Below are 20,482 nucleotides of genomic sequence, written 5' to 3'. Positions count from 1 at the left end.
ACGCACCGGGGGTCAGGCACCTTAAACACCTCACTCTGCTCCGCCGACTTTCTCCTGAAACTCCTTCAGCTTCTTCGACGTCTCCTCCACCAATGTTGTTATTTTCTTGCTGTCAGGGCTGTCCTTCTTTGTCTCATCGATTAACGGATACAGACCTTCTTCAATCTTTGCGTACTCATCCGGATATTTTTCCTCTACCTGTTTTTCAATTGCGTCCCATTCCTTTTCAACCGTTTCTCCCTGTTCTTTGATTCGTTCGGGGGAGGTTGTTACAGCTGCACCCAGTTCTTCAACTGACGCCCGGACGTTCTGGACGCCGTCCTCCAGGTTGCCTGACTCCACATTTTCTCCATTACCGGAAGGTTGTTCAGCCTGCTTCTCTTCAGCGGGTTCTTCTTCCGTCTTCTCTTCCGTCTCAGCCTCTTTTTCTTCTGCAGTTTCATTGGCTGCCTGGTCTTCAGTACCGCCTTTTTCTTCTTCAGCAGTGTTACAGCCGGCAACGGCAACACCGAGAGCAAGAAGCAGCGCGATCAGTAGAGGATACTTTTTCATGAATGAGCCTCCTTTAAAGGGTTTCGCCTTCATACTTCCCAGCTCTTCGGGCAGGCAAACGATAACTAAGGTCACAATTTCAACCGGGAAAAAAGCACGGGTCTATTCAAAAAAAAGCCTGAATCCCGCTGCATCACACAGCAGGATTCAGGCTTTTAGCGGGAAGCTATTTTTTTCTTGAATGCTTCCAGCTTAGTAATGACCTCATCAGAAAGTCCTGTTATTTTGTTCATGTCCGGCTGATCTTTGTTCGCCTCGCCGATCAGCGGATAGAGGCTGTCTTCGATGTTTTTGTAGTCATCCGGATACTTTTCTTCAACTTCTTCTTCAATCACTTCCCAGTCTTCGTGAAGCTTTTCGCCTAGTTCTTTAACTTTTTCCGGTGATTCGGACGCAGCCGCTTTCAACTCTTTCACACTGGAGATGATAGTATCAATTTCCTGTGCCCAGTTAGTGCTGTTCTCCCCCTCACCCAAACTCGAAGCAACTTCAGCTGATTCTTCGTCAGTCACTTGATCAGGCATTTCCGGGCTGCCGGACTCGATCCTATCGCTGCCTTTCCTTTCAGCTTGTGGCGTGCACGCTGCTGCAAAAGCAAGTGTAACGAACAGGAAAGCAAGTAAAAATGTTTTTTTCATGGATGGACCTCCTTTGATGTAGTCGGCATCCATTTTGCCCAACTTTGCCTGTAAACAAACTGGTTAGGGACAGAAAAAACCTGGAATCATCCAGGCTCTTTACACATTACATTCGACCGGCAACTGTCAGTCAGTTCGACTCATTGGCGGAAACGGGCGACTCGCCATATTGGCTTTTGGACCGTTTTTTTCTTGTTGTCAGATAAACCCCGCCGATGACCAGCGCTCCGCCGATAAGCTGGGCACTTTTCACCGTTTCATCCAGCAGCAATACAGCACCTGCCATGGTGAAGACCGGCAGAAGATTAAAAAACACCGATGCCGTCGACGGGCCGATTTCACTGACGGCATGATTGTATAATAGAAGCGCGATGACAGATGGAAAGATTCCGAGATATAAAAGCCCCATTGCTACAGGCATATTGAAAACCTGCGGTGAGTACCGGATCCATTCATAAAGCGCAAACGGAAACAGGGTCACAACCGCAATACCAAGCATGCCCACAAGCCCTCCATACATCGGGAACTTATGATTATGCCGCTTCACCAGAACAGAATACACCGACCAGACCAGCACTGCCGTCACCATGATCATGTCTCCCCGATTGAAAGAAAAATTGACGAGCGCTTCTAAAGACCCTCCGCTGATCACCCATACGGCGCCTGCCAGGGAAAGAGCAACCCCAAAACTTTGCAGTGCCGTCAGCCGCTCCTTCAAGAATAGGATACCAAGGCCGATTGTAAAAACGGGAGTCGTCGTCTCGACGATCGCCACATTTGTTGAAGACGTATAACGAAGCGCCATATAAATCAAAGCGTTAAATAGAGCGATCCCTGTCACAGCCAGACCGAGAAACGGCTTCCATTCCTGTCTGAAAACAGCGCGATTCCGCTGCCATTGCCCGATTCCGACAGGCAGCATGACGAGAAAAGCGATAAAAACCCTGAAGAAAGCGATCATGAAAGGCGGAAGCTCGCTTATCGCTTTTCCCACAATCAGATTTCCGGAAAACATCAGCATGACGAGGATTAAAAATATGTAGGCCTTCATGCTGCCCCTCCTTTCCTTCCTACTTATGTATGTAAAAGAGGTCCTCATTATATCATAGATGAGAACCTTGCTTCCGCCTTAAAACTGCTAACCCAAAATCATCCATTTATGATAAGATACAATTTATAGACTGAATACTCAGTAATTTTAAACATACTTGTTAAAAGTAATTTTCTCCTATCAGCTAAAAGGAGTGTAAAGATTGAAACCAACCAAATGGACCGCCCTCTCCCTCATCGCCGCAGCCGAGCTTTTCGCCCTCAGCCTCTGGTTCAGCGCATCCGTTCTCATTCCTGAACTGAGAGAAGCGTGGAACCTGAGTGCCAGGACCGAGGCATGGGTGTCGGCATCGGTACCAATCGGCTTTGTGGCCGGGGCTTTGGCAAGCTCGTATTTCGGAATCGCCGACCGTTTCAACACCCGGAAAGTGTTTGCGGTTTCAGCGTTGACGGGCGCCATATTGAATGGCTTGCTCATTTTCACCGGCAATGCCTTCATCGGCATCACCCTCCGCATTCTGACAGGTGTTTCACTGGCGGGAGTCTATCCTACAGCGGTAAAACTTCTATCGCAATGGTTTCCTAAAAAACGGGGCCTTGCCATCGGCATTCTGATTGCATCACTTACACTTGGCTCATCTCTCCCCCACTTCATCATCCTGTTTTTCTCTGCCGTCAACTGGAAGCTGGTCATCTTGATGAGTTCCCTGCTCGCATTGCTGGCATCAGGAATTGCCTATTGGCTGCTCGCTGATGCCCCGAATGCAGCCGGCAAAACGCCATTTTCTTTCAAGCTCTTAAAAAGAGTTGTTGCCAACAAGCCGGTGATGCTCGCAAACTATGGTTATTTCGGTCACATGTGGGAGCTGTATGCGATGTGGACGTGGCTGCCGGTTTTCCTGGCAGCGAGTTTTTCAGCACAGGCCGATGCCAGCCCGTGGTTCGCTGCACTTGCCTCTTTCATTTCAATCGGGATTGCCGGGGCTTTCGGTGCTATTTTAGGAGGGTTTGCCGCGGACAAAATCGGCCGGGCCCGGCTGACCATTATTGCCATGGCAATAAGTTCAATATGCGCTTTGCTGATTGGCCTCACTTTTGGCCAATCAATCTGGCTTACGCTTGCCCTTTCGTTCATCTGGGGCATGTCGGTCATTGCAGATTCCGCCCAATTTTCAGCTGCCGTTTCCGAATTTGCTGAAATTGAATACGTCGGGACAGCCCTGACTTTCCAGATGTCCGTCGGCTTTCTCATTACGATCGGTTCTATTAATCTCATTCCGGTCATTCAAAAACTGATCGGCTGGGAATGGGTATTTATGATCCTTGCTGCCGGGCCTATATTGGGAATAGCAGCAATGAGAAAGTTCAAACGTTATGAAATTAACCGCAACCCAGCTGAAGCGGAAACTATGAAAACATCCGGATAAAAAAGAAAAGGAAAAAGGAAGTGGAGGATTAATGAAGTTCCTGCCGTATACCTTGTCTATTCTGGGATTCTTTCTAACGTTGTTCATCTTTTTCATAATCGGTAAAGTGTACAGTATCGATTGGCTATTGGTCTACTACTCCAAAGATGCATCTCCAGAAAAAACCACTATTGAAGCGGGTTCTTCCTGGTTCCCGATCCTATTGGCAACAGTTTTCAGTTATTTGATTTGGAAAGCAGGAAAGAGCAAGTTCCCAGATGAAAAATCTGGTTCCTAACTATGGACCGGGTTACAAAACTGAAGGACCGCCCATCTTCTTTCAACACAAAAAGGCTTTACGCACCTCTGAGCCTTTGCTTTTCCTTCCATGAAAGCCGCCGTTTTTTACTGAAACCCGACATGTTTAGTTATCTTCCACATCCGAAACGTCTTTATCGGTTGGAGTTCCCTGATGGAAATAAAGCTGCCATCTTCCATCACGGAATTTCCAAATAGAGCTTCGGAGCGTGTTTCGTTTTTTTGTTTTGTTATGTATGTAATAAGTGGTTAAAACCGCAGCAGGAGCGAGAGAATGAATTTCAAAATCATAAAGCTCCAATTCGTCAAGCGAAACACCATCGTTAATGCACTCTGCTTTATAGATCATTCTGCCTGAACTCCCTATTTCGAAAAAATCATCAGCAAGTATTTTACCCAGCGCTTCAGGAGATCTACGATTTTCGAGAGTTAAATGGCTTTCCTCTAAAGCTTTTAACTGTTCCCTTAAATCAATGTTCATCATCTTCACTCCTTCATGTAGTGTTTAACTGCAGCTATTGGCTAATAAGCACCCTCTTCAAGTCACCGGGTGAAAGACTCCGCTGACATGAAATTCAAGGCTTATCCGGATCTGTTTTAAAAATCCGCTCACTTATCATACGGAGAAATGCCGTCCACTTTTCGTCAAACCCGGGATCCTCAGGAGAAAGGCCTGTTATCATCCTGGTAACATTTCCGTAAAGGAGCGGATAAACCGTCAGGCTGGAAATCATCAACGTGATCAGGGCGGGATCCAGCTCATCCGGCACCAATCCCATCTCCTGCTTGGACCTCATATCCTCAACGTAAGACTGGAGCACCTTTTTTCTCCGTTCTTCACCATTACTGTTTTCCGGCACATTATCGACTGCTTCCCATGCTGTGAATTTCAAGAAGTCCATTAAATGCTCCACATTGACGTTGTACCGAAATTCGGCAATTTCCACGGGATTTGCCGGCAGGATGAGATTGCCTGAGGGCAATGACGTGGCAAAGTCGTCAATGGTCTCATTAATAAGATGGTCTTTCCCCTTAAAATAATGGTAAATTAATTGTTTATTCAGTCCGGCTCTCTTTGCAACCGATTCTATCCTTGCCCCACTGTACCCTTTCTCAAAAAACTCCTCTCTGGCAGCATCGAGAATCTTTCTGCGTGTCCGTTCAGCATTGCGTATTTCGCCCATTTCTTTTTCCACCATCCTATATCAACTCTATTGCTTATATGGTAAGAATTCGTCTTACTGAAGTCAACTATAATCAACAAATCAGTAAAATATAACTTGACAACTGGTAAGTTATATTTTACTTTTGTTTTATAACTTACCTTTTGTAAAGTTAGGGGGCGGTAAATTGACTTTATCTTAAGGCTCTGTTAAACGCTAGTGTTGATTTCCGTTGCAGGTATTCGCTTTCCGCGGGGCGGGCGGTGAGCCTCTTCATCGCTATCGCTCTTGTGGGGTCTCACCTGTCCCGCTAATCCCGCCGGAGTCTCCACCTTCCACTCCAATCAACTAGTGAAGAAATCAATATTGAGCTTTAACACAGCCTATCTTAAAAAAGCAGCCAGCTTAATCATTCTTCTGATTAATTCTAAAAGGAGGAACATGGAAATGGGGAAAATTTCAGTTTCACTTTATCTCTCTTTAGATGGAATTATGGAAGATCCCGCCTGGACAGCTCCTTACTTTAATGATGAATTGGCAAAAGTCCAACAAGATCTGTTGTTTGCAAGTGATGTCCTGCTTTTGGGGCGTATAACCTACGAAGGTTTTGCCGCGGCCTGGCCTTCAATGGAGGATGAAGACGGATTCGCCGACAAAATGAACGCAATGCCCAAGTATGTGGCGACTACAACTCTCTCTGAGGCACAATGGAATGCCCAATTCATAAAAGACAATGTTGCAGAAGAATTGAGAAAGATGAAACAAAACACCGATCAAAATTTCTTGATTTACGGCAGCGGCCAATTGATTCGAATGCTGATGAAACACAACTTGATCGACGAATACAATTTCATTATCAATCCTGTCGTGTTAGGTAAAGGGAAACGACTCTTTACCGGTGACATTGAAGACCAAAAACTGAAGCTGGCCGGGGTAAAAACAACAAGGACCGGCGTTGCCGTCATGACTTACCATCCGGAATAGCTTTCAAGAGGTTTCTGGCGGTTGATTATAAAACATAAGAAGCAGGTGATGAAATGAGAAAATTAAGCGTGTTCATGCATGTTTCACTGGATGGCTTCGTCCAGGGGCCTGACGATTGGGATTTAAATTGGATCACGTATGACGAGGAATTAGAGAAGTATTCCAAAGAGATTCTAAGCTCTGTCGATACCGTCTTATGGGGGCGGCAAACATATCTGGGGATGCAGCAATACTGGAATTCTGTCCCGGGAAACCTTGAAAGCTCCCAACATGAAATCGAACATGCCAGCTGGTTGGAGAGGACCTTAAAGGTCGTGTTTTCTACTACACTTGATCAGGCTGAATGGGCCAATTCACAATTGGTCAAGGAAAATGTCAGGGAAGAAATCGTACGCCTGAAAGAACAGCCCGGCAATGATCTCATCATTATCGGAAGCCCAAGATTTGCCCACACTGTGATGGAGCTCGGCCTTGTTGATGAATATCACCTGAATATCAATCCTGTTGTGCTGGGAGAAGGAGTTCCCTTATTTACTGACAATGGTTTGATCAAACTCAAGCTTACCGGGAACAGACTTTTTGATTCGGGGGTGGTTGGCCTTACGTATGAAAAGGCTGAATAGCGGGCCGCAAGAATGAATTGACGAACCTGCCGATGGTCATTTCGTAGTTCCGATTTATCGGTCAGCCTAAGAAGCATCCTTCCTTTCAATTTGACCAATCAGTTAACCGGAAACACACTAGCCGCTTTCCCGCCAATTCTCACAGCAATTCACCCTTTAACTACTATTCACTCTTCTCTGCTTTCTTTCTATAAGTACACACTGATATAACCTTATAATATCTTTATAAACCGATTGAAGGCCATACGGGGTTGCCATGCACTGCATCAGGTTGTTTCCTATTTTCTTTCGTAGAGGTTTGTTAAACGACGATGTTGATTTCCGCTTTATCATAAATCAACATTGTGCTTCACCATAGCCTTCATATAAAAAACTCTTTCCGGCCGTCCGGCCCGGAAAGAGTTTTACAGTTTCTTCTGAAGTCCACATGAAATCCGTACACTAGAGCGCCTTCACCATGCCGCCGTCCACGACAAATGCCTGGCCTGTCACATATGAATTGGCTTCCGAGCCAAGGAAAACAGCAACCCGCGCGAATTCTTCCGGCTGTCCATAGCGCCCGATCGGAATGGAAGCTTCTGTTTGCGCTTTCAGTTCTTCAACCGGTACCCCTGTTTTGTCAGCACGGATCTGGTCGAGTTCGGCGACACGGTCCGTTGCAATCCGGCCCGGTCCGAGCGTGTTGATCAGGATGCCGTCTCCGGCGAGTTCCTGAGACAGGCTTTTTGCAAGCCCGACGATGCCCGCCCGGAATGTGTTTGATAGGATCAAGTTATCAAGCGTCTGCTTGATGGATGATGATGCGAAATTGACGATACGGCCGCTTTGCTGCTTTTTCATGTAAGGGAGGACTTCGCGGATCGTTCGGATGAAGCTGAGCAGGTTAAGCTCAAACGCCTTCTGCCAGTCTTCATCGGCAAACTTATCAAACGTTCCTGCCGGAGGACCGCCGGCGTTATTGATAAGGACATCTACAGTGCCGTTCCACTTTACCGCTTTTTCAACAAGCGCTTTGATATCATCCGGTTTTGTGATGTCACATACTGCATAATCGACATAATTATTGCCTGATTCGCCTTTGATCTCGGTTACCGCCGTTTCCAATTCTGCTTGATTCCGGCTTGAAATCAAGACATTCGCGCCTTCACGGGCAAATTCAAGCGCAGTCGCTTTACCAAGCCCTTTGCTTGCTGCTGTCACGATGACCGTTTTTCCCTGCACGTTCATATCCATTTATATTTCCCCTTTCTTTTCTTTCGGTGCCTGACCCCCGGCGCGTTAAAGCGCTCGGGGTCAGGCACCTTCTACACCACACCATCTACCCCTTCAAATCCACAACCCCGTTCTCCAGCGCCGCAAACCCTTCAATCTCACACCTGACAACATCCCCGTTCCGGATCACCGCCGCTCCTGGTGTGCCGGTCGAGATGATATCGCCGGGCAGCAGTGTCATCACTTTCGAGTGGAACGAGACGAGGTATTCAGGGCTGAAGGTCATGTTGCTGATGGTATTGGTGCGGTGCGCTTTTCCGTTCAATACCGTTGTCACCTGCAAACCCGCCAGGTCCTTGACTTCATCCGGCGTCACAAGCTGCGGGCCGAAGCTGAAAAACGTATCGAAGCTTTTCGACCGGGTCAAATAGCGCGGGTTCTTTTGAAGAATATCTTCTGCTGTCATATCAATGATAGTCGTATAGCCTGCCACCATGTCAAGCGCTTCAGCTTCGGACACGTCCTTGCATGTCCGGCCGATGACGATGCCGAGTTCGGCTTCCGCCGTTGTCCTGTCCGACTGCTCCGGAATTTTAATCGTATCACCCGGTCCAATTATCGTGGTATCGGGCTTCATGAAGCTGGCCGGTTCGGTATTCGGCGCCTTTTCGTGCAAGTCTGAGGCATGCTCCACATAGTTCAGTCCGATTCCCCAGATTTTACGCGGGTGCCGATATAACGGCCCATACTCGGCTGTTTCCAGAGAAGTCATCTTTCCTGAATACTGCTCCATAAGCTTTTCCCTGTTATTTGTGAACCATTCAATAAAAGGGATAAAAGTCTCCGGCTGGATCAAGCTGAACAAGTCGGCCGGCCATTGCCGCTCCGATGCTTCATTCAAATCTTTAACCGCAAGCAGGCCGTTTTCCGTTACAACGGCAGCCGTTTCCTCCCCATTGTGTTTCATCGTCGCAAACCGCATAATATCCCCCGCTTTCAATATGTATGGAAGGAAACGGCGGTCCGCTTTAAGGTACAGCCGTCCCGCTTCCTTATAAAAACACTAACTGCTTTTTTCCACTGCTTTGGAACCCGGATTGCCGCTCCTGTTGACAATCAGAACCAGGATGAAGGCGATCAATCCGATGGCATCCGTCACAATTCCCGGATAAATGAGCAGCAGTGCGCCTGCTGCGGAAAGAACGCGCAGCCAGCCTGGAATCGTTTTGGATAAAAAGCCCTCCGTCATGATCGACAGCAAGAAGACACCAAGGAGAGACGTCACCGTGATCAGCAGCACGTTCATGACCGTCGCATCAATCATCAGCATCTCATGGGAAAATACAAACATGAACGGCACAATGAACCCGGCGATCGCAAGCTTCATCGCCTGGAAGCCGGTTTTGTTCGGATCCCCGCCGCTTATCCCGGCTCCGGCAAAGGCGGCGAGTGCCACAGGAGGCGTGATGTTGGCGAAAATACCGAAGTAAAACACAAACATATGGGCAACGAAAACGGCTGTTTCAGATGTGCCGGCCAGTTCACGGAACAGCGGCAGCTGCAGCAGGATCGGTGCTGCCATCGTACTTGTGATGATATACGTCGGGATACTCGGCAGTCCCATTCCCAGGATGATGGATGTGATCATCGTCAGGAACAGCGTGATGACCAGCTGGATGAGGTCATTGTTGACCATGCTGCCGATACTGACAATGCTATTGGCGATTTCAATCGCAACCCCTGTCAGCGAAGCGATGCCGACGACGATTCCGACCGCACCGCAGGCAATGGCAACCGGAATCGTGGTCCTTGCGCCGTTTTCAAGCGCATCAAAGAAATCCTTCACTGCGATTTCCTCCGCACGCAGCCCGACCGCTTTCCTGATAATGTTGACCAAAAGCGGCACCGCTACGATAATGAGCAGCTCCCACCAGTCGGAACGGGGATTTGGCATGGAGGCCCCTGTGACCAGCGCTTCGAATTGCGGCTGGAAAATCAAGAAGACAGAGACGCCTGTTATGAAAAACAGCATGTTCCGCGCGGCCGAAATGACGATTGTCGCAATGATCGCCCAGAATGCTGCATAGAAAGGTGTCTTTCCCGAAAACAACAAATAAAGCAGGAACACCATAGGAATCAGCAAATGGCCCCGTTCCACGAGGACTTCTTTTACAGTCGGAAGCTCGCTCTTCGGAAGGCCCTGCAGGCCCCGCTTTGATGCACGGAAATGAATCTGGAGCAAAATCCCCAGGTAAAAGAGCAATGCCGGTATGATGCCGGCCAGGATGACCTTTGTATAAGGGATGTTCAGGTTCTCAGCCATGATGAACGCGGCTGCACCCATGATCGGCGGCAAAATCTGTCCGCCGACACTCGCCGCTGATTCAACAGCGCCGGCAAAGTTTTTGTGATAGCCGATTTTTTTCATGAGCGGAATCGTGAATGTGCCGGTCGTCACCACATTTGCTATCGCAGAACCGTTAATGGAACCGAGGAATCCGCTGGCGATGACGGCCACTTTTGCCGGCCCGCCTTTCGTATGCCCGGCCACAGCAAGCGCCATATCATTGAACAGCTGGCCCATTCCCGATTTTTCAAGGAAAGCGCCGAACAGGATGAACAAGATGATATAACTGGCTGACACGCCGACCGCTGTTCCAAGAATCCCTTCTGTGATGAATACGAGCTGTGTGATGACTTGCTTGGAAACATTCTCTATCACCGGCGGGGTAAGCTGCGGATAAATCGAAAGCTTTACATAAAACCCGTAGATAAGAAAGCCAAGCCCCAGCAGTGCAAGCCCCCAGCCTGTGACCCGGCGCGTGATATCAAACAGGAGAACGAGTATCAAAATGCCGACGTAGAAGTCGAAGTCGTTGATCCGCCCGCCGGATTCGATAATGCGCTCCGCCGACATAAGCATATAAATAAGGACAAAAAGAGCAAGTCCTGAAGTCAAATAATCATAAATAGGCAATCCGTCTTTCTTCTTTTTCCCAAAAGCCGGATAAATGAAAAATCCGAGCGCCATCAAGACATAAAGATGGATGCTGCGCTGCTTGATGTCAACCAGCGAGCCGGCATAGGATGTGTACAGATGAAAAAGCGCCAGCCCGACCGCCAGGATTGTGATCAGCCAGGCGATCATGCGCGGGTAGCCGGATCTGATGTTGCTTTCGCGGTCGTATGCCGCCACATCCACTGTGTTTTTTTCTTCCAATCCTCTCACCTCACAAATGCGTCAGTCTATACACTGCATATTGAAATACAGAAAGTGATTCTTTTTTTATCTCGTAAGCATCCGATCCGGACGGAAACACAAACTTGTTTTCGTTCTGAATCAGCCGATGAGATGTTTCCTCCCCGGTGCGGATGACGAGCGTTTCCCCGATCGGCCGGTCAATGTCCACCATATAAACCCAGCCGTCCTTTATGAAGGAGCCGCTCCCCGCATCACTCGGCACCCCGGCTCCAAACGTTTTGAACCGCGTGGAATCGATAATGATTTCCTCATCACCCAGCCTGAAAAACTCTTCCCACTCCTCTTTCTCAACCGAATGGACCCACCGGATGGAGAATTGCCCTTCCCCTTTTACAGGGGCAGCATAAAACAGCTCATCTTCCTGACTAACGGTAAGCATATCGAACCGAAGAACCGCCAGGCCCGCCAGGAGAAGAAAGAGAGCGGCCAGCATCAGCCAAATCCTTTTCATAATGGTAAAAAAAGGGCACCGTACCGATGCCCTTTTCCCCTTACTTCAGAAGATCGTTTTCTTCATAAAATTTCTTGGCGCCCGGGTGAAGCGGCATGACCAGGCCGTTGCCCATATTATCACGGTCAAACTGTTTCAGCGCTCCGACTGAAACTTCATCCGGATTGCCGAGATAATCATAGAAACTCTTTGTCAGCTGGTAGACAAGCTCTTCGGAAAGATCAGGTGAAGCAATAAGTGCATTCTGGATACCCACTGTCTGCACTTCTTCTTCAAGGTTGTACTTCGCTTCATCACCCGCAGGGATTGTGTTGCTCTTATAGAACGGATATTTCTCCATCAGCTTGTCTGCAACATCGCCCTTGATTTCCACGAAGTTGACATCCGTCTGCTGCATCAAGTCGGTGATGTTGCTGTTCGGCACGCCGGATGTGAAGAAAGCTGCATCAAGGTTGCCGTTTTTCATTTCCTGCACACTGTCCGCATAACCGGTATGCGTCACTTTTGCAAGGTCGTCATACGTCATGTCGACGGCTTCAAAAACCTTTTTCGCGCTTTGTTCAACGCCTGAGCCGACTTTTCCGACACCGACCTTTTTGCCTTTCAAGTCTTCAACGGATTCAATGCCGCTGTCTTTCAGCGCAACAATCTGAACGACATTCTGGTACATGCCGGCAATCGCCTGGACTTCTACCTTGCCGTCTTCAAATTGGCCCTTGCCTTCCACTGCGTCGAATCCTACATCACTCATAATGATGGCAATCTGGTTCAACCCATCCTGGATGTTCTGGATGTTGGCGACAGAAGCGCCAGTAGATTCAACGGTTACATTTTCGACAAGCTCGTTTTCCTCAAATATCGGCTTCAATGCGCCGCCAATCGGATAGTACGTACCAGACGTTCCCCCTGTACCGAATACGAGTGACTGCGCTTCAGCTCCGCCGCCTTCTCCGCTGTCACCCCCGCCTTCACCGTTTTCGGCCTGGTCACCGCCACCGCCGCCTCCGCAGGCCGCAAGCAGCATTGTGAACGCCAGCACTAAAATGAATGCCAATCGTTTTTTCAATGTAAGTCCCCCTCAATTAAACTATTATTATTCAACTTGACTACATGGTAACGCTTACAGTGTAATTTTTGAATATTACGAACATATTATTCGTTTTGGTCTTTTTGTTCACGGAATGTTAATAGCAAAAAAGGTGCCTGACCCCCGGCGCGTTAAAGCGCCAGGGGTCAGGCACCTTCATTGGCACCCTCATCACTAAACCTGCAATTGATACCTATTGACAGGACGGCCCACCCCGCCGTACTGGATGTCAAGCTCGACTTTTCCGATCTTTTCAAAGTAATCGAGATACCTGCGTGCCGTCACCCGGGCAATGCCGATCGCCTGTGCTGTCTCTTCCGCTGAAACGGACTTGTCCTGGTTCATCAAAAAAAGCATCACCTGTTTCAGCGTTTGCCTGTTCAGCCCTTTTGGAAGATCTTCGGCTTCTTCCACAATCACCGTTTCCCCTTCTTCGTCACCGGCGGCATTCGCAGACAGCCACCGGTCGATTTGCTGCTGGGAAACGGCTTCTTCTCCCGAGAACTGTTCCACATATAGGCGATAATTTTCAAGCGACTTCTTCAGCCTGTCGAACGTAAAGGGTTTGATGATATAATCAACGGCGCCGTTTTGCAGCATTTTCCGGATTGTCTCCCCGTCGTTGGCGGCAGTGACAACAATGACATCGACATCGATGCTTCCTGTTCGGAACTGCTGCAGAACCGCGATTCCATCCTGCTCGGGCATAAAAATATCAAGCAGGACGAGATCCGGCCGTTTTTCCTTCGCCAGGGCAAGGCCTTTCGCCCCGTCACTGCCGATTCCGATCACTTCAAAGCCCTGCACCTGTTCAATGAACTGCCTGTTCACTTCCTGGACCATCGGATCATCTTCAATTAACAAGACGCCGATTTTTTCCGGTTTGCCGCTCATCATGTTTCCCCTCCATCTCCATCGGGAATGTCAGTGCGAATCGCGTGCCCTCTCCCGGATGCGATTCCACTTCTATTTCACCGGCACCCTTTTCAACAATCTTATTTATCAAATAAAGGCCGATCCCGGAGCCGCCTGCCTCCGCTTTCGTCGTAAAACCCTTTTTAAAAATCGATTTGACTTCCGCTTCGTCCATCCCTTTGCCGTTATCTTCCACTGACAGGCTGCATATCTCCTCATCCTGCTCTATTGAAATGTCGATCACTTTTTCCTTTTTTCCACTACCCTTCAAAGCATCAAATGCATTTTCAATTAAATTGCCGAGCATGATGACAAAATCATGGCGGTCCAAAAGCCGCGGGTATTCAAGCAGCCTGCTGTGGGTGTCGATCCTGACGGAAATGCCGAGCTCCTGCCCTCTGCTCACCTTGCTGAGCAGCAAACCGGCAATGCTGTAGTCTTTGATGTTTTTCGTCAGCATCCCCGACAGCTTTTCCTGGCGGCCCGCTTCACTGAACACGTAATCGAGCGCTTTATCCTTCTGGTCCAGCTGGATCAAGCCGGCCAGCGTGTGCAGTTTGTTCATATGCTCATGGTTTTGGACACGGAGCGCATCAACGAATGCCTTCACACCTGTCAGCTCTTCGGCAAGCCGCGCCATCTCCGTCCGGTCGACAGCAACGATCACTTCACCTGTCCGCTCGCCTTCCACCGTTATCGGAACCCGCGTCGCCATCACAACCTTCTCGCCGATCCGCACCATCTCATGATCCAGGACAGGCCCATTCAGAAGCTTTTCGCTCACGCCCGGCTCCTTGATGACATCATGAAAACTGCGGCCGGCCACATCTTTTTCAATTCCTAACATCATTTTCGCCTTATCATTGAATACGACAATCTTTTCCTCACGGTCAACGGCAATGATCCCTTCATTCATCGCCTGGAAAATCGCCGTCCGTTCAACTAACAGCCCGGCGATCTCGTGCGGTTCAAGCTGGAACGTCTGCTTTTTGATATGCCTGGCTAGCATCCATGAGCCGATTACGCCGAACAGCAGGGTCAACAGGCCGGTTAAAAGGATTTCGCGCCGGATCGACTGCAGGATGTCAAACAGCGATGGCATCATATTGCCGACAATGACAACCCCGATCTGTTCCTGGTTTTCATCCATGATCGGCACGAACGAGCGGACAGCCACACCGCTGTCGCCTTTCGCCTTTGACACATAGCTGTGCTGGGCAAACGCCGCCCCTTCATCTTTTCCGGATGAAACCGTTCCGAGCCGGCTCTTCACCGGATGGGAATACCGGATCCTGTTCATATCAAGAACCGTGATGTAGTCGGCCCGGTTGATCGTCCGGATCCGATCGACGACAGGATTCAGCTGTTCCCAGCCCTTTGAAGCCTTCATGTATTCCTCTGTTTCCGGCAAATTGGCGACAATCCTGCCGGTGATCAATCCGCGCTCGCCCAGCTCCTGTTCTCTCTGGTTATAAATATTGCCGATCAGAATAATTCCGCCAATCAACAGCGAAAAGAGAACTACACCGAATGACAGTATCATAATCTTGCGGCTTAACGGAATCCTGCTTAATGACATCGGCCTCGCCCTTTCGCTTATGTTATCAATAGTTTAGCACTTTATGATACAATGTTGAAAACGATTACGCCGAACGGAGGGGGAGCATGCGGACAGTCCTCACCATCTCCATCTTTATTATCGCCGGCCTTTTCACCGCCCTATTCATCGGATTCGACATCCAGGGCGGCAGGGCGCCGCTTGCCGCCGATGATGAACAGGAAGGGCTCGATGACCAGATCGTCCTGCGGTTCAGCCATGTCGCGGCGGAAAACACGCCGAAAGGACAGGCTGTCAGGCGGTTCGCCAGCCTTGTGCAAGAACGGACAGATGGGAAAGTGAAGGTCGAAGTATATGCCAACGGAGTTTTATACGGTGATATAAATGAATACAAAGCGGTCCAAGACGGCCATGTCGAAATGATCGCACCCGCCACCTCGAAACTGACGTCCCGCTTCCCGAACTGGCAGGTGCTCGATTTGCCGTTTTTGTTCCCGAACTACGCCGCCGTTGAAGAGGCCTATAAAGGGCCGATCGGCCAGCAGCTGATGGCCGACCTGGAAGGCGAACCGGTAAAAGGCCTCACCTTCTGGTACAGCGGCTTCAAGCAGGTGACAAACGACAAGCGGCCGATCAGCCATCCATACGATTTCAAACGGCTGCATTTCCGCATCATGCCGAGCGCCGTCATCAAAGAACAGTTCGATCAATTGAATGCGAGCACGAGCGTCATCCCTTTCAATAAAACGTACCGCAACCTTGAAGTCAACTTCATTGACGGCCAGGAAAACACGATCTCCAACATTTATACGAAACGATTTTACCTCGAACAGCAATACTTGACGATGAGCAATCACGGCTATCTCGGATCTGTCGTGCTCATCAACGAGGAATTCTGGGACAGCTTGCCTCAAGATATCCAGGAACAAATTCAGGCTTCTCTTGATGAAACGACCGATTGGGTCTGGCGCCATTCCATTGAAATGAACGACCGCTACATCCGTGCTCTCAAACGGAATAGCGACATGGAAATCCATGTTTTGACAAACGCGGAACGGAGCCGCTGGCAAAACGCCCTGCAGCCTGTCTACAATCGATTTGAGCAGGAAATCGACAGCGAGTTAATGGAAGAAGTCTACCAATTACGGAAAAAGTACATGAAATGATGCTATGGGGGGAGCTTTGATGAACACAATCTTAATCGCAGGCCATTCCCGGCTGCCGTCCGGCATGGCCGCAAACAGCATATCCGAAACACTGACGATGACACTTGAAATCGATAAAAAATACGGCGTCATAGTGGATGCATCGTGTACACTCGCCACCGAACACGGCCGCACCTTCGTCAAACACCTGCTAAAAGGCTGCAGCCTGAAAGATGGGATCGAAGAACCGCTAAAGCTGCTGGCGGAAGGCTATCACGGCAAGGCTGAGCATGCGCTTGCGGCGGCATTGAAGGATTCTTATAAGCAGTATGAGCAGATGATGGCATAAAAGGTTTGGCATAAAAGGTGCCTGATCCCCAGTGCGTTAACGCACTGGGGGTCAGGCACCTTTTTAATAAAAAAACAGCAGGATGTTTTATAAAAATGCAGAATCTTAACAGAGTTGATTTCGTTGTCGGGTTAATGAGTTTCTACCTATTCGAGGAGGAGGAGATGATTTTGAAACGAACTGACTTGCTTCTAGACGTGCTGGATTCTACATTTGATAAAGAAAGCTGGTATGCACCTTTCAGGGATGCGACTGCAGGACTTTCAGCCGAACAGGCTTCCTGGAAACCAGCTGGAGAAGCTTCGAAATCCATTTGGGAAAACGTTAATCATCTTACGTATTACAAAGAGAGGCTTGCGGCAAACCTGGAAGGCCGTGAATGGACACACAATCTCGATGGTAACGATACCTTTCATCTTACCGGGCAATCGAGCGATGATCAGGAATGGAAGAATATCGTTGAGCGTGCCGAAAACGCACATCACAACTTAAGACAGGCCTTGAGTAATATCCCCGACACAGAGCTTGATCAGTCACTTGAGAGGAAATTGCTTGATATCATGCTCCATGATGCTTATCATACCGGCCAGATTATGCAATTACGAAAAATGCAAGGTTCGTGGCCTTCCACTCGTTGATTTAGCAATGCGTTATATATCCTAAATGGATGTCCAAGTTATCTTTGGGCATCTTTCTTTTGCCATAATCAACCTTCCTGGAATTACAGATTTATCCATCATCATCCACTTTCGTGATAAAATAGATTCTAGAAAGGGGAATTGCAAAATGAAAAAGCTTTTGCTTCCTGCCGCGCTGACAGCATTTATTATTGCCGGATGCCAACCGGATGAGAGCACCACCGCACAAAAACCTTCACTTGAATACAATCAATCCCCATCAGACATTGTCGACATGCAAGGTGAAATCACGAACATGGATACGTTTTTCACTTTTCTTGAGAACGTCAGTGAGGGGAAAAAGGATAAAATCAGGGTTGTGAGATACATGGAGGAAGGAGACCCCATGCTTCATGACCTTGATTATGACGGAAAAGCCATCATATCAACGACTGACACAAGAAGAGACACGTATGGCTCCGGCAAGATAACGACCGCATCGTGCGAATCCGTAACCACTGAGGAAACGGCCGAAAGAACGGATTATATATTAACCGGATGCAGCCAACCTAACAGGGATAACAACATCCTGGTGATTTGGAAGTAATAATACGGCAAAAAGGCATTGTCATCATTCCAAATAGTTCCGATACTGTGGAGAAAATCAAAATTAACATGTGAAATGACATGCAAAAACACACTACTTTTAGCACCATAATTAACAGTACAAATAGCAAACAAAAGCGGCTTGGATTTTATTTTCCAAGCGGCCTTTTTTATATTCTTTTGTTAAACTAAAGCCTCCGTTAGCTGAACAAGAAAGTATACTTAATTTACTTGAGTACCCATCAGAATATCTTTTAACTGATTAACTCTTTTGATAATATGCGTAGGGTTGGACTGACTTAATTCTTCAAATGAACCATATCCATAGGTAACTCCAATAGAATCAATTCCAGTATTACTTGCCCCTATAATATCGTGCTTCCTATCTCCAATCATAATAAATTCACTAAGTTCATGTTCATTATATTTATCTAGTATGTATTGAATGATTTCAGTTTTTGACGCTCTTGTTCCATCAAGGTTACTTCCTACAATAAGTTGAAAATAATGCTCAATATTAAAATACTTTAATATTTGCTCTGCAAAAACAGTTGGCTTTGAAGTTGCAACAACTAAAGTAAATCCTTGTTCTTTTAACGATTTTAAAAGCAAGGGGATATTTGAATATAACTCATTCTCAAACATTCCCTTTTCCTTAAACATCTCCCTATATAAATCTATTGCTTTTTGGGTACGTGCCTCATCAAAATTGTAATGTTCAGCAAATGAAACTTGTAATGGTGGTCCAATAAAACATTCTAGTTTATCAATGTCAGGCTCATCAATTCCCATTCTATGTAACGCATATTGAACGGATTTAGTTATTCCTACCTTTGGGTCTGAAAGAGTTCCATCTAAATCAAATAAAATTACTTTATAGTTATCCATGTAATACTCCCTTCTGGCACCAATTATTCAACCTAATTTTACAATAAGAAACTCAATTATGGTTCCAATCCATCTTTCACTAACCTGCCCAATCGTTTAAGTACATTCTTTTACAAACTCTACATTCATTTCAACATAAAATAACAATTACCCTCTAGGTTTTAATTGACAACAGCTTTTGACATTATATTATTTGGGGTGTGATTTGTATGCTAATTCAAGCGTCAATATCTAATAATCGTTGATATACAAGGAAAAAAGAATAGACCAAATCATATGTGATTTGGTCTGCTAATTGGTATGCTATTTCGTATGTTTCTCCACCGAAACGGAACTACTTATCATCATTCCAATGCCTTTTTTGCCTAATATCAAATTGTCTCTCCTAGACCTTCGCCGCAACCCGCTGTTCAGGCAGCCGTTCCGCCGCCCGCTCCGCGATCACCTTCCCGATTTCAAGCGAAGCGGTGGCAGCCGGAGACGGTGCGTTGCAGACGTGGATCGAGCGCTTGCCCGGAATAACGAAAAAGTCATCGACCAACTGGCCATTCATCAACATCGCCTGGGCGCGCACGCCGGCATGCGTCGGAATGACATCATCCTCCGTAATATCCGGAACAAGCCGCTGCAGGCTTTTCACGAACGTCTGTTTATGGAAGGAACGGACCATTTCCATCATCCCTTCCTTCAGGTTGCTGCCCGCCATTTTCCAGAAGCCAGGGAACGTCAGCACGTCAAAGGCATCCTTCCAGTTGAAGTCCGTTTTGCGGTAGCCTTCCCGCTTGAAACTCAGGACGGCATTCGGGCCGGCATGGATCGTGCCGTCGATCATCCGCGTCAAATGGACGCCGAGGAATGGAAAGTCAGGATTCGGTACCGGATAGATGAGATTTTTGACAAGATGGCGCTTCTCTTCCGTCAATTCATAATACTCACCGCGGAACGGCACGATTTTCAAATCGGTATGGATGCCGGCCGCTTTCGCCATCCGGTCGCTGTGCAGCCCGGCACAATTGACGAGAAATCCGGCCCGCACCTCGCCTTTATCCGTTTGGATGGTCACTTCATCTGTACGGTCGGCAATATCCTTCACGGTGGTGCCGAGCAGAATATCCGCCCCACGTTCCGTGAGCAGGCGCCCGATCGTTTCCGTCACCTGGCTGTAATTGACAATCCCCGTACTCGGGACCTTGATGGCGCCGACCGTGTTGACATACGGCTCGATTTCACGGGTTTCTTCCGATGATATTTTCATAACGTCCAGCCCGTTTTCAAGGCCGCGCCGGTATAGATTGTCCATGATCGGAAGCTCATTTTCATCGGTCGCGACAATCACTTTTCCGCAAATATCATGGTCAATGCCGTGCTCCCTGCTGAACTCGACCATCGAGCGGCTCCCTTTAACGGCAAGCTGCGCCTTCAGGCTGCCCGGCTTGTAATAGATGCCGGAATGGATGACGCCGCTGTTGTGCCCGGTCTGATGGGCCGCCAGTTTTTCCTCTTTTTCGATGACTGCTATTTTGGCAGCAGGAAACCGGTCTGACAGGGCCAGAGCCGCCGACAGGCCGACAATCCCGCCGCCGATTACCGCAAAATCATACATGTGACGTATCTCCTCTCCAGATGAATAACCGGGTTTCCGCATGCTTGTAATCCTG

General features: G+C 48.1%; 22 protein-coding genes. 8 read left to right on the top strand and 14 right to left on the bottom strand.

Going from position 1 to position 20,482, the window contains the following annotated elements; all coding sequences use genetic code 11:
- Window positions 1-30: 30 nt before the first annotated feature.
- The 3 genes from A4U59_RS15420 to A4U59_RS15405 all read right to left on the bottom strand — a co-directional run bounded on the left by A4U59_RS15420 (window position 31) and on the right by A4U59_RS15405 (window position 2,241).
- Window positions 31-552: a hypothetical protein gene (locus tag A4U59_RS15420; protein ID WP_066174532.1), complete on the bottom strand. Its 522-nt coding sequence runs from the start codon at window positions 550-552 to the stop codon at window positions 31-33.
- A gap of 155 nt (window positions 553-707) precedes the next feature.
- On the bottom strand, window positions 708-1,190 hold the full coding sequence (locus A4U59_RS15410; protein WP_066174525.1) for a hypothetical protein: 483 nt from the start codon (window positions 1,188-1,190) through the stop codon (window positions 708-710).
- Window positions 1,191-1,320: 130 nt separating this feature from the next.
- Complete coding sequence (locus tag A4U59_RS15405; protein ID WP_066174521.1) at window positions 1,321-2,241, bottom strand: DMT family transporter; 921 nt, start codon at window positions 2,239-2,241, stop codon at window positions 1,321-1,323.
- A gap of 202 nt (window positions 2,242-2,443) precedes the next feature.
- Here A4U59_RS15405 and A4U59_RS15400 point away from each other — a divergent pair, with 202 nt between their 5' ends.
- Window positions 2,444-3,667 carry an MFS transporter gene (locus A4U59_RS15400; protein ID WP_066174518.1) on the top strand — a complete coding sequence of 408 codons (1,224 nt, stop codon included), beginning with the start codon at window positions 2,444-2,446 and terminating at the stop codon, window positions 3,665-3,667.
- Between the two features lie 52 nt (window positions 3,668-3,719).
- Window positions 3,720-3,944, top strand: a complete 225-nt coding sequence (locus A4U59_RS21850) for a hypothetical protein (protein WP_169823982.1) — start codon at window positions 3,720-3,722, stop codon at window positions 3,942-3,944.
- A gap of 126 nt (window positions 3,945-4,070) precedes the next feature.
- Here A4U59_RS21850 and A4U59_RS15390 read toward each other — a convergent pair whose 3' ends face one another.
- Together A4U59_RS15390 and A4U59_RS15385 are read right to left on the bottom strand one after the other, a co-directional pair.
- Window positions 4,071-4,445: a nuclear transport factor 2 family protein gene (locus A4U59_RS15390; RefSeq protein ID WP_211274950.1), complete on the bottom strand. Its 375-nt coding sequence runs from the start codon at window positions 4,443-4,445 to the stop codon at window positions 4,071-4,073.
- Window positions 4,446-4,539: 94 nt separating this feature from the next.
- Window positions 4,540-5,148, bottom strand: coding sequence for a TetR/AcrR family transcriptional regulator (locus A4U59_RS15385; protein ID WP_066174550.1), 609 nt, complete (start codon window positions 5,146-5,148; stop codon window positions 4,540-4,542).
- Between the two features lie 426 nt (window positions 5,149-5,574).
- Here A4U59_RS15385 and A4U59_RS15380 point away from each other — a divergent pair, with 426 nt between their 5' ends.
- Both A4U59_RS15380 and A4U59_RS15375 read left to right on the top strand, forming a co-directional pair.
- A complete protein-coding gene (locus A4U59_RS15380) occupies window positions 5,575-6,111 on the top strand; it encodes a dihydrofolate reductase family protein (protein WP_066174509.1) in 537 nt (178 codons plus the stop codon).
- Window positions 6,112-6,164: 53 nt separating this feature from the next.
- Window positions 6,165-6,734, top strand: a complete 570-nt coding sequence (locus A4U59_RS15375; RefSeq protein ID WP_066174505.1) for a dihydrofolate reductase family protein — start codon at window positions 6,165-6,167, stop codon at window positions 6,732-6,734.
- 441 nt (window positions 6,735-7,175) lie between these two features.
- Here the strand turns inward: A4U59_RS15375 and A4U59_RS15370 are convergent, their stop codons facing one another.
- From A4U59_RS15370 to A4U59_RS15340, 7 genes are all read right to left on the bottom strand, one after another.
- Window positions 7,176-7,967, bottom strand: a complete 792-nt coding sequence (locus A4U59_RS15370) for an SDR family oxidoreductase (RefSeq protein WP_066174502.1) — start codon at window positions 7,965-7,967, stop codon at window positions 7,176-7,178.
- Window positions 7,968-8,052: 85 nt separating this feature from the next.
- Entirely contained in the window at window positions 8,053-8,928 is an 876-nt protein-coding gene (locus A4U59_RS15365; RefSeq protein WP_066174499.1) for a fumarylacetoacetate hydrolase family protein, read from the bottom strand.
- Between the two features lie 81 nt (window positions 8,929-9,009).
- On the bottom strand, window positions 9,010-11,166 hold the full coding sequence (locus A4U59_RS15360) for a TRAP transporter permease (protein ID WP_066174496.1): 2,157 nt from the start codon (window positions 11,164-11,166) through the stop codon (window positions 9,010-9,012).
- Window positions 11,167-11,176: 10 nt separating this feature from the next.
- On the bottom strand, window positions 11,177-11,659 hold the full coding sequence (locus tag A4U59_RS15355; RefSeq protein WP_083270880.1) for a DUF1850 domain-containing protein: 483 nt from the start codon (window positions 11,657-11,659) through the stop codon (window positions 11,177-11,179).
- Window positions 11,660-11,699: 40 nt separating this feature from the next.
- Window positions 11,700-12,725, bottom strand: a complete 1,026-nt coding sequence (locus A4U59_RS15350; protein ID WP_066174490.1) for a TAXI family TRAP transporter solute-binding subunit — start codon at window positions 12,723-12,725, stop codon at window positions 11,700-11,702.
- A 195-nt stretch (window positions 12,726-12,920) separates the two neighbouring features.
- Complete coding sequence (locus A4U59_RS15345) at window positions 12,921-13,643, bottom strand: response regulator (RefSeq protein ID WP_425388912.1); 723 nt, start codon at window positions 13,641-13,643, stop codon at window positions 12,921-12,923.
- Window positions 13,600-15,240 (bottom strand): ATP-binding protein, encoded by a 1,641-nt coding sequence (locus A4U59_RS15340; protein WP_066174484.1) that lies wholly within the window; start codon window positions 15,238-15,240, stop codon window positions 13,600-13,602. Before A4U59_RS15340 ends, A4U59_RS15345 begins: the two co-directional genes overlap by 44 nt.
- 86 nt (window positions 15,241-15,326) lie before the next feature.
- Here A4U59_RS15340 and A4U59_RS15335 point away from each other — a divergent pair, with 86 nt between their 5' ends.
- From A4U59_RS15335 to A4U59_RS15320, 4 genes are all read left to right on the top strand, one after another.
- Window positions 15,327-16,385 carry a DctP family TRAP transporter solute-binding subunit gene (locus A4U59_RS15335; protein WP_066174482.1) on the top strand — a complete coding sequence of 353 codons (1,059 nt, stop codon included), beginning with the start codon at window positions 15,327-15,329 and terminating at the stop codon, window positions 16,383-16,385.
- A 19-nt stretch (window positions 16,386-16,404) separates the two neighbouring features.
- Window positions 16,405-16,713: a DUF3870 domain-containing protein gene (locus A4U59_RS15330; protein ID WP_066174479.1), complete on the top strand. Its 309-nt coding sequence runs from the start codon at window positions 16,405-16,407 to the stop codon at window positions 16,711-16,713.
- A 170-nt stretch (window positions 16,714-16,883) separates the two neighbouring features.
- Complete coding sequence (locus A4U59_RS15325; RefSeq protein ID WP_066174547.1) at window positions 16,884-17,351, top strand: DinB family protein; 468 nt, start codon at window positions 16,884-16,886, stop codon at window positions 17,349-17,351.
- A gap of 148 nt (window positions 17,352-17,499) precedes the next feature.
- The gene (locus A4U59_RS15320; RefSeq protein WP_066174477.1) at window positions 17,500-17,937 is read left to right on the top strand and encodes a DUF4362 domain-containing protein; all 438 of its coding nucleotides are present in this window, start codon (window positions 17,500-17,502) and stop codon (window positions 17,935-17,937) included.
- Window positions 17,938-18,158: 221 nt separating this feature from the next.
- On the opposite strand, the gene A4U59_RS15315 is transcribed toward A4U59_RS15320, so the two are convergent.
- Complete coding sequence (locus A4U59_RS15315) at window positions 18,159-18,824, bottom strand: HAD family hydrolase (RefSeq protein WP_066174474.1); 666 nt, start codon at window positions 18,822-18,824, stop codon at window positions 18,159-18,161.
- Between the two features lie 385 nt (window positions 18,825-19,209).
- Complete coding sequence (gene lhgO / locus A4U59_RS15310) at window positions 19,210-20,427, bottom strand: L-2-hydroxyglutarate oxidase (protein WP_066174472.1); 1,218 nt, start codon at window positions 20,425-20,427, stop codon at window positions 19,210-19,212.
- Window positions 20,428-20,482: the final 55 nt, after the last annotated feature.

The sequence above is a fragment of the Bacillus marinisedimentorum genome, from assembly GCF_001644195.2.
Classification (GTDB): Bacteria; Bacillota; Bacilli; order Bacillales; family Bacillaceae_O; genus Bacillus_BL; species Bacillus_BL marinisedimentorum.
This window is presented reverse-complemented; position numbering and strand designations above follow the sequence as displayed.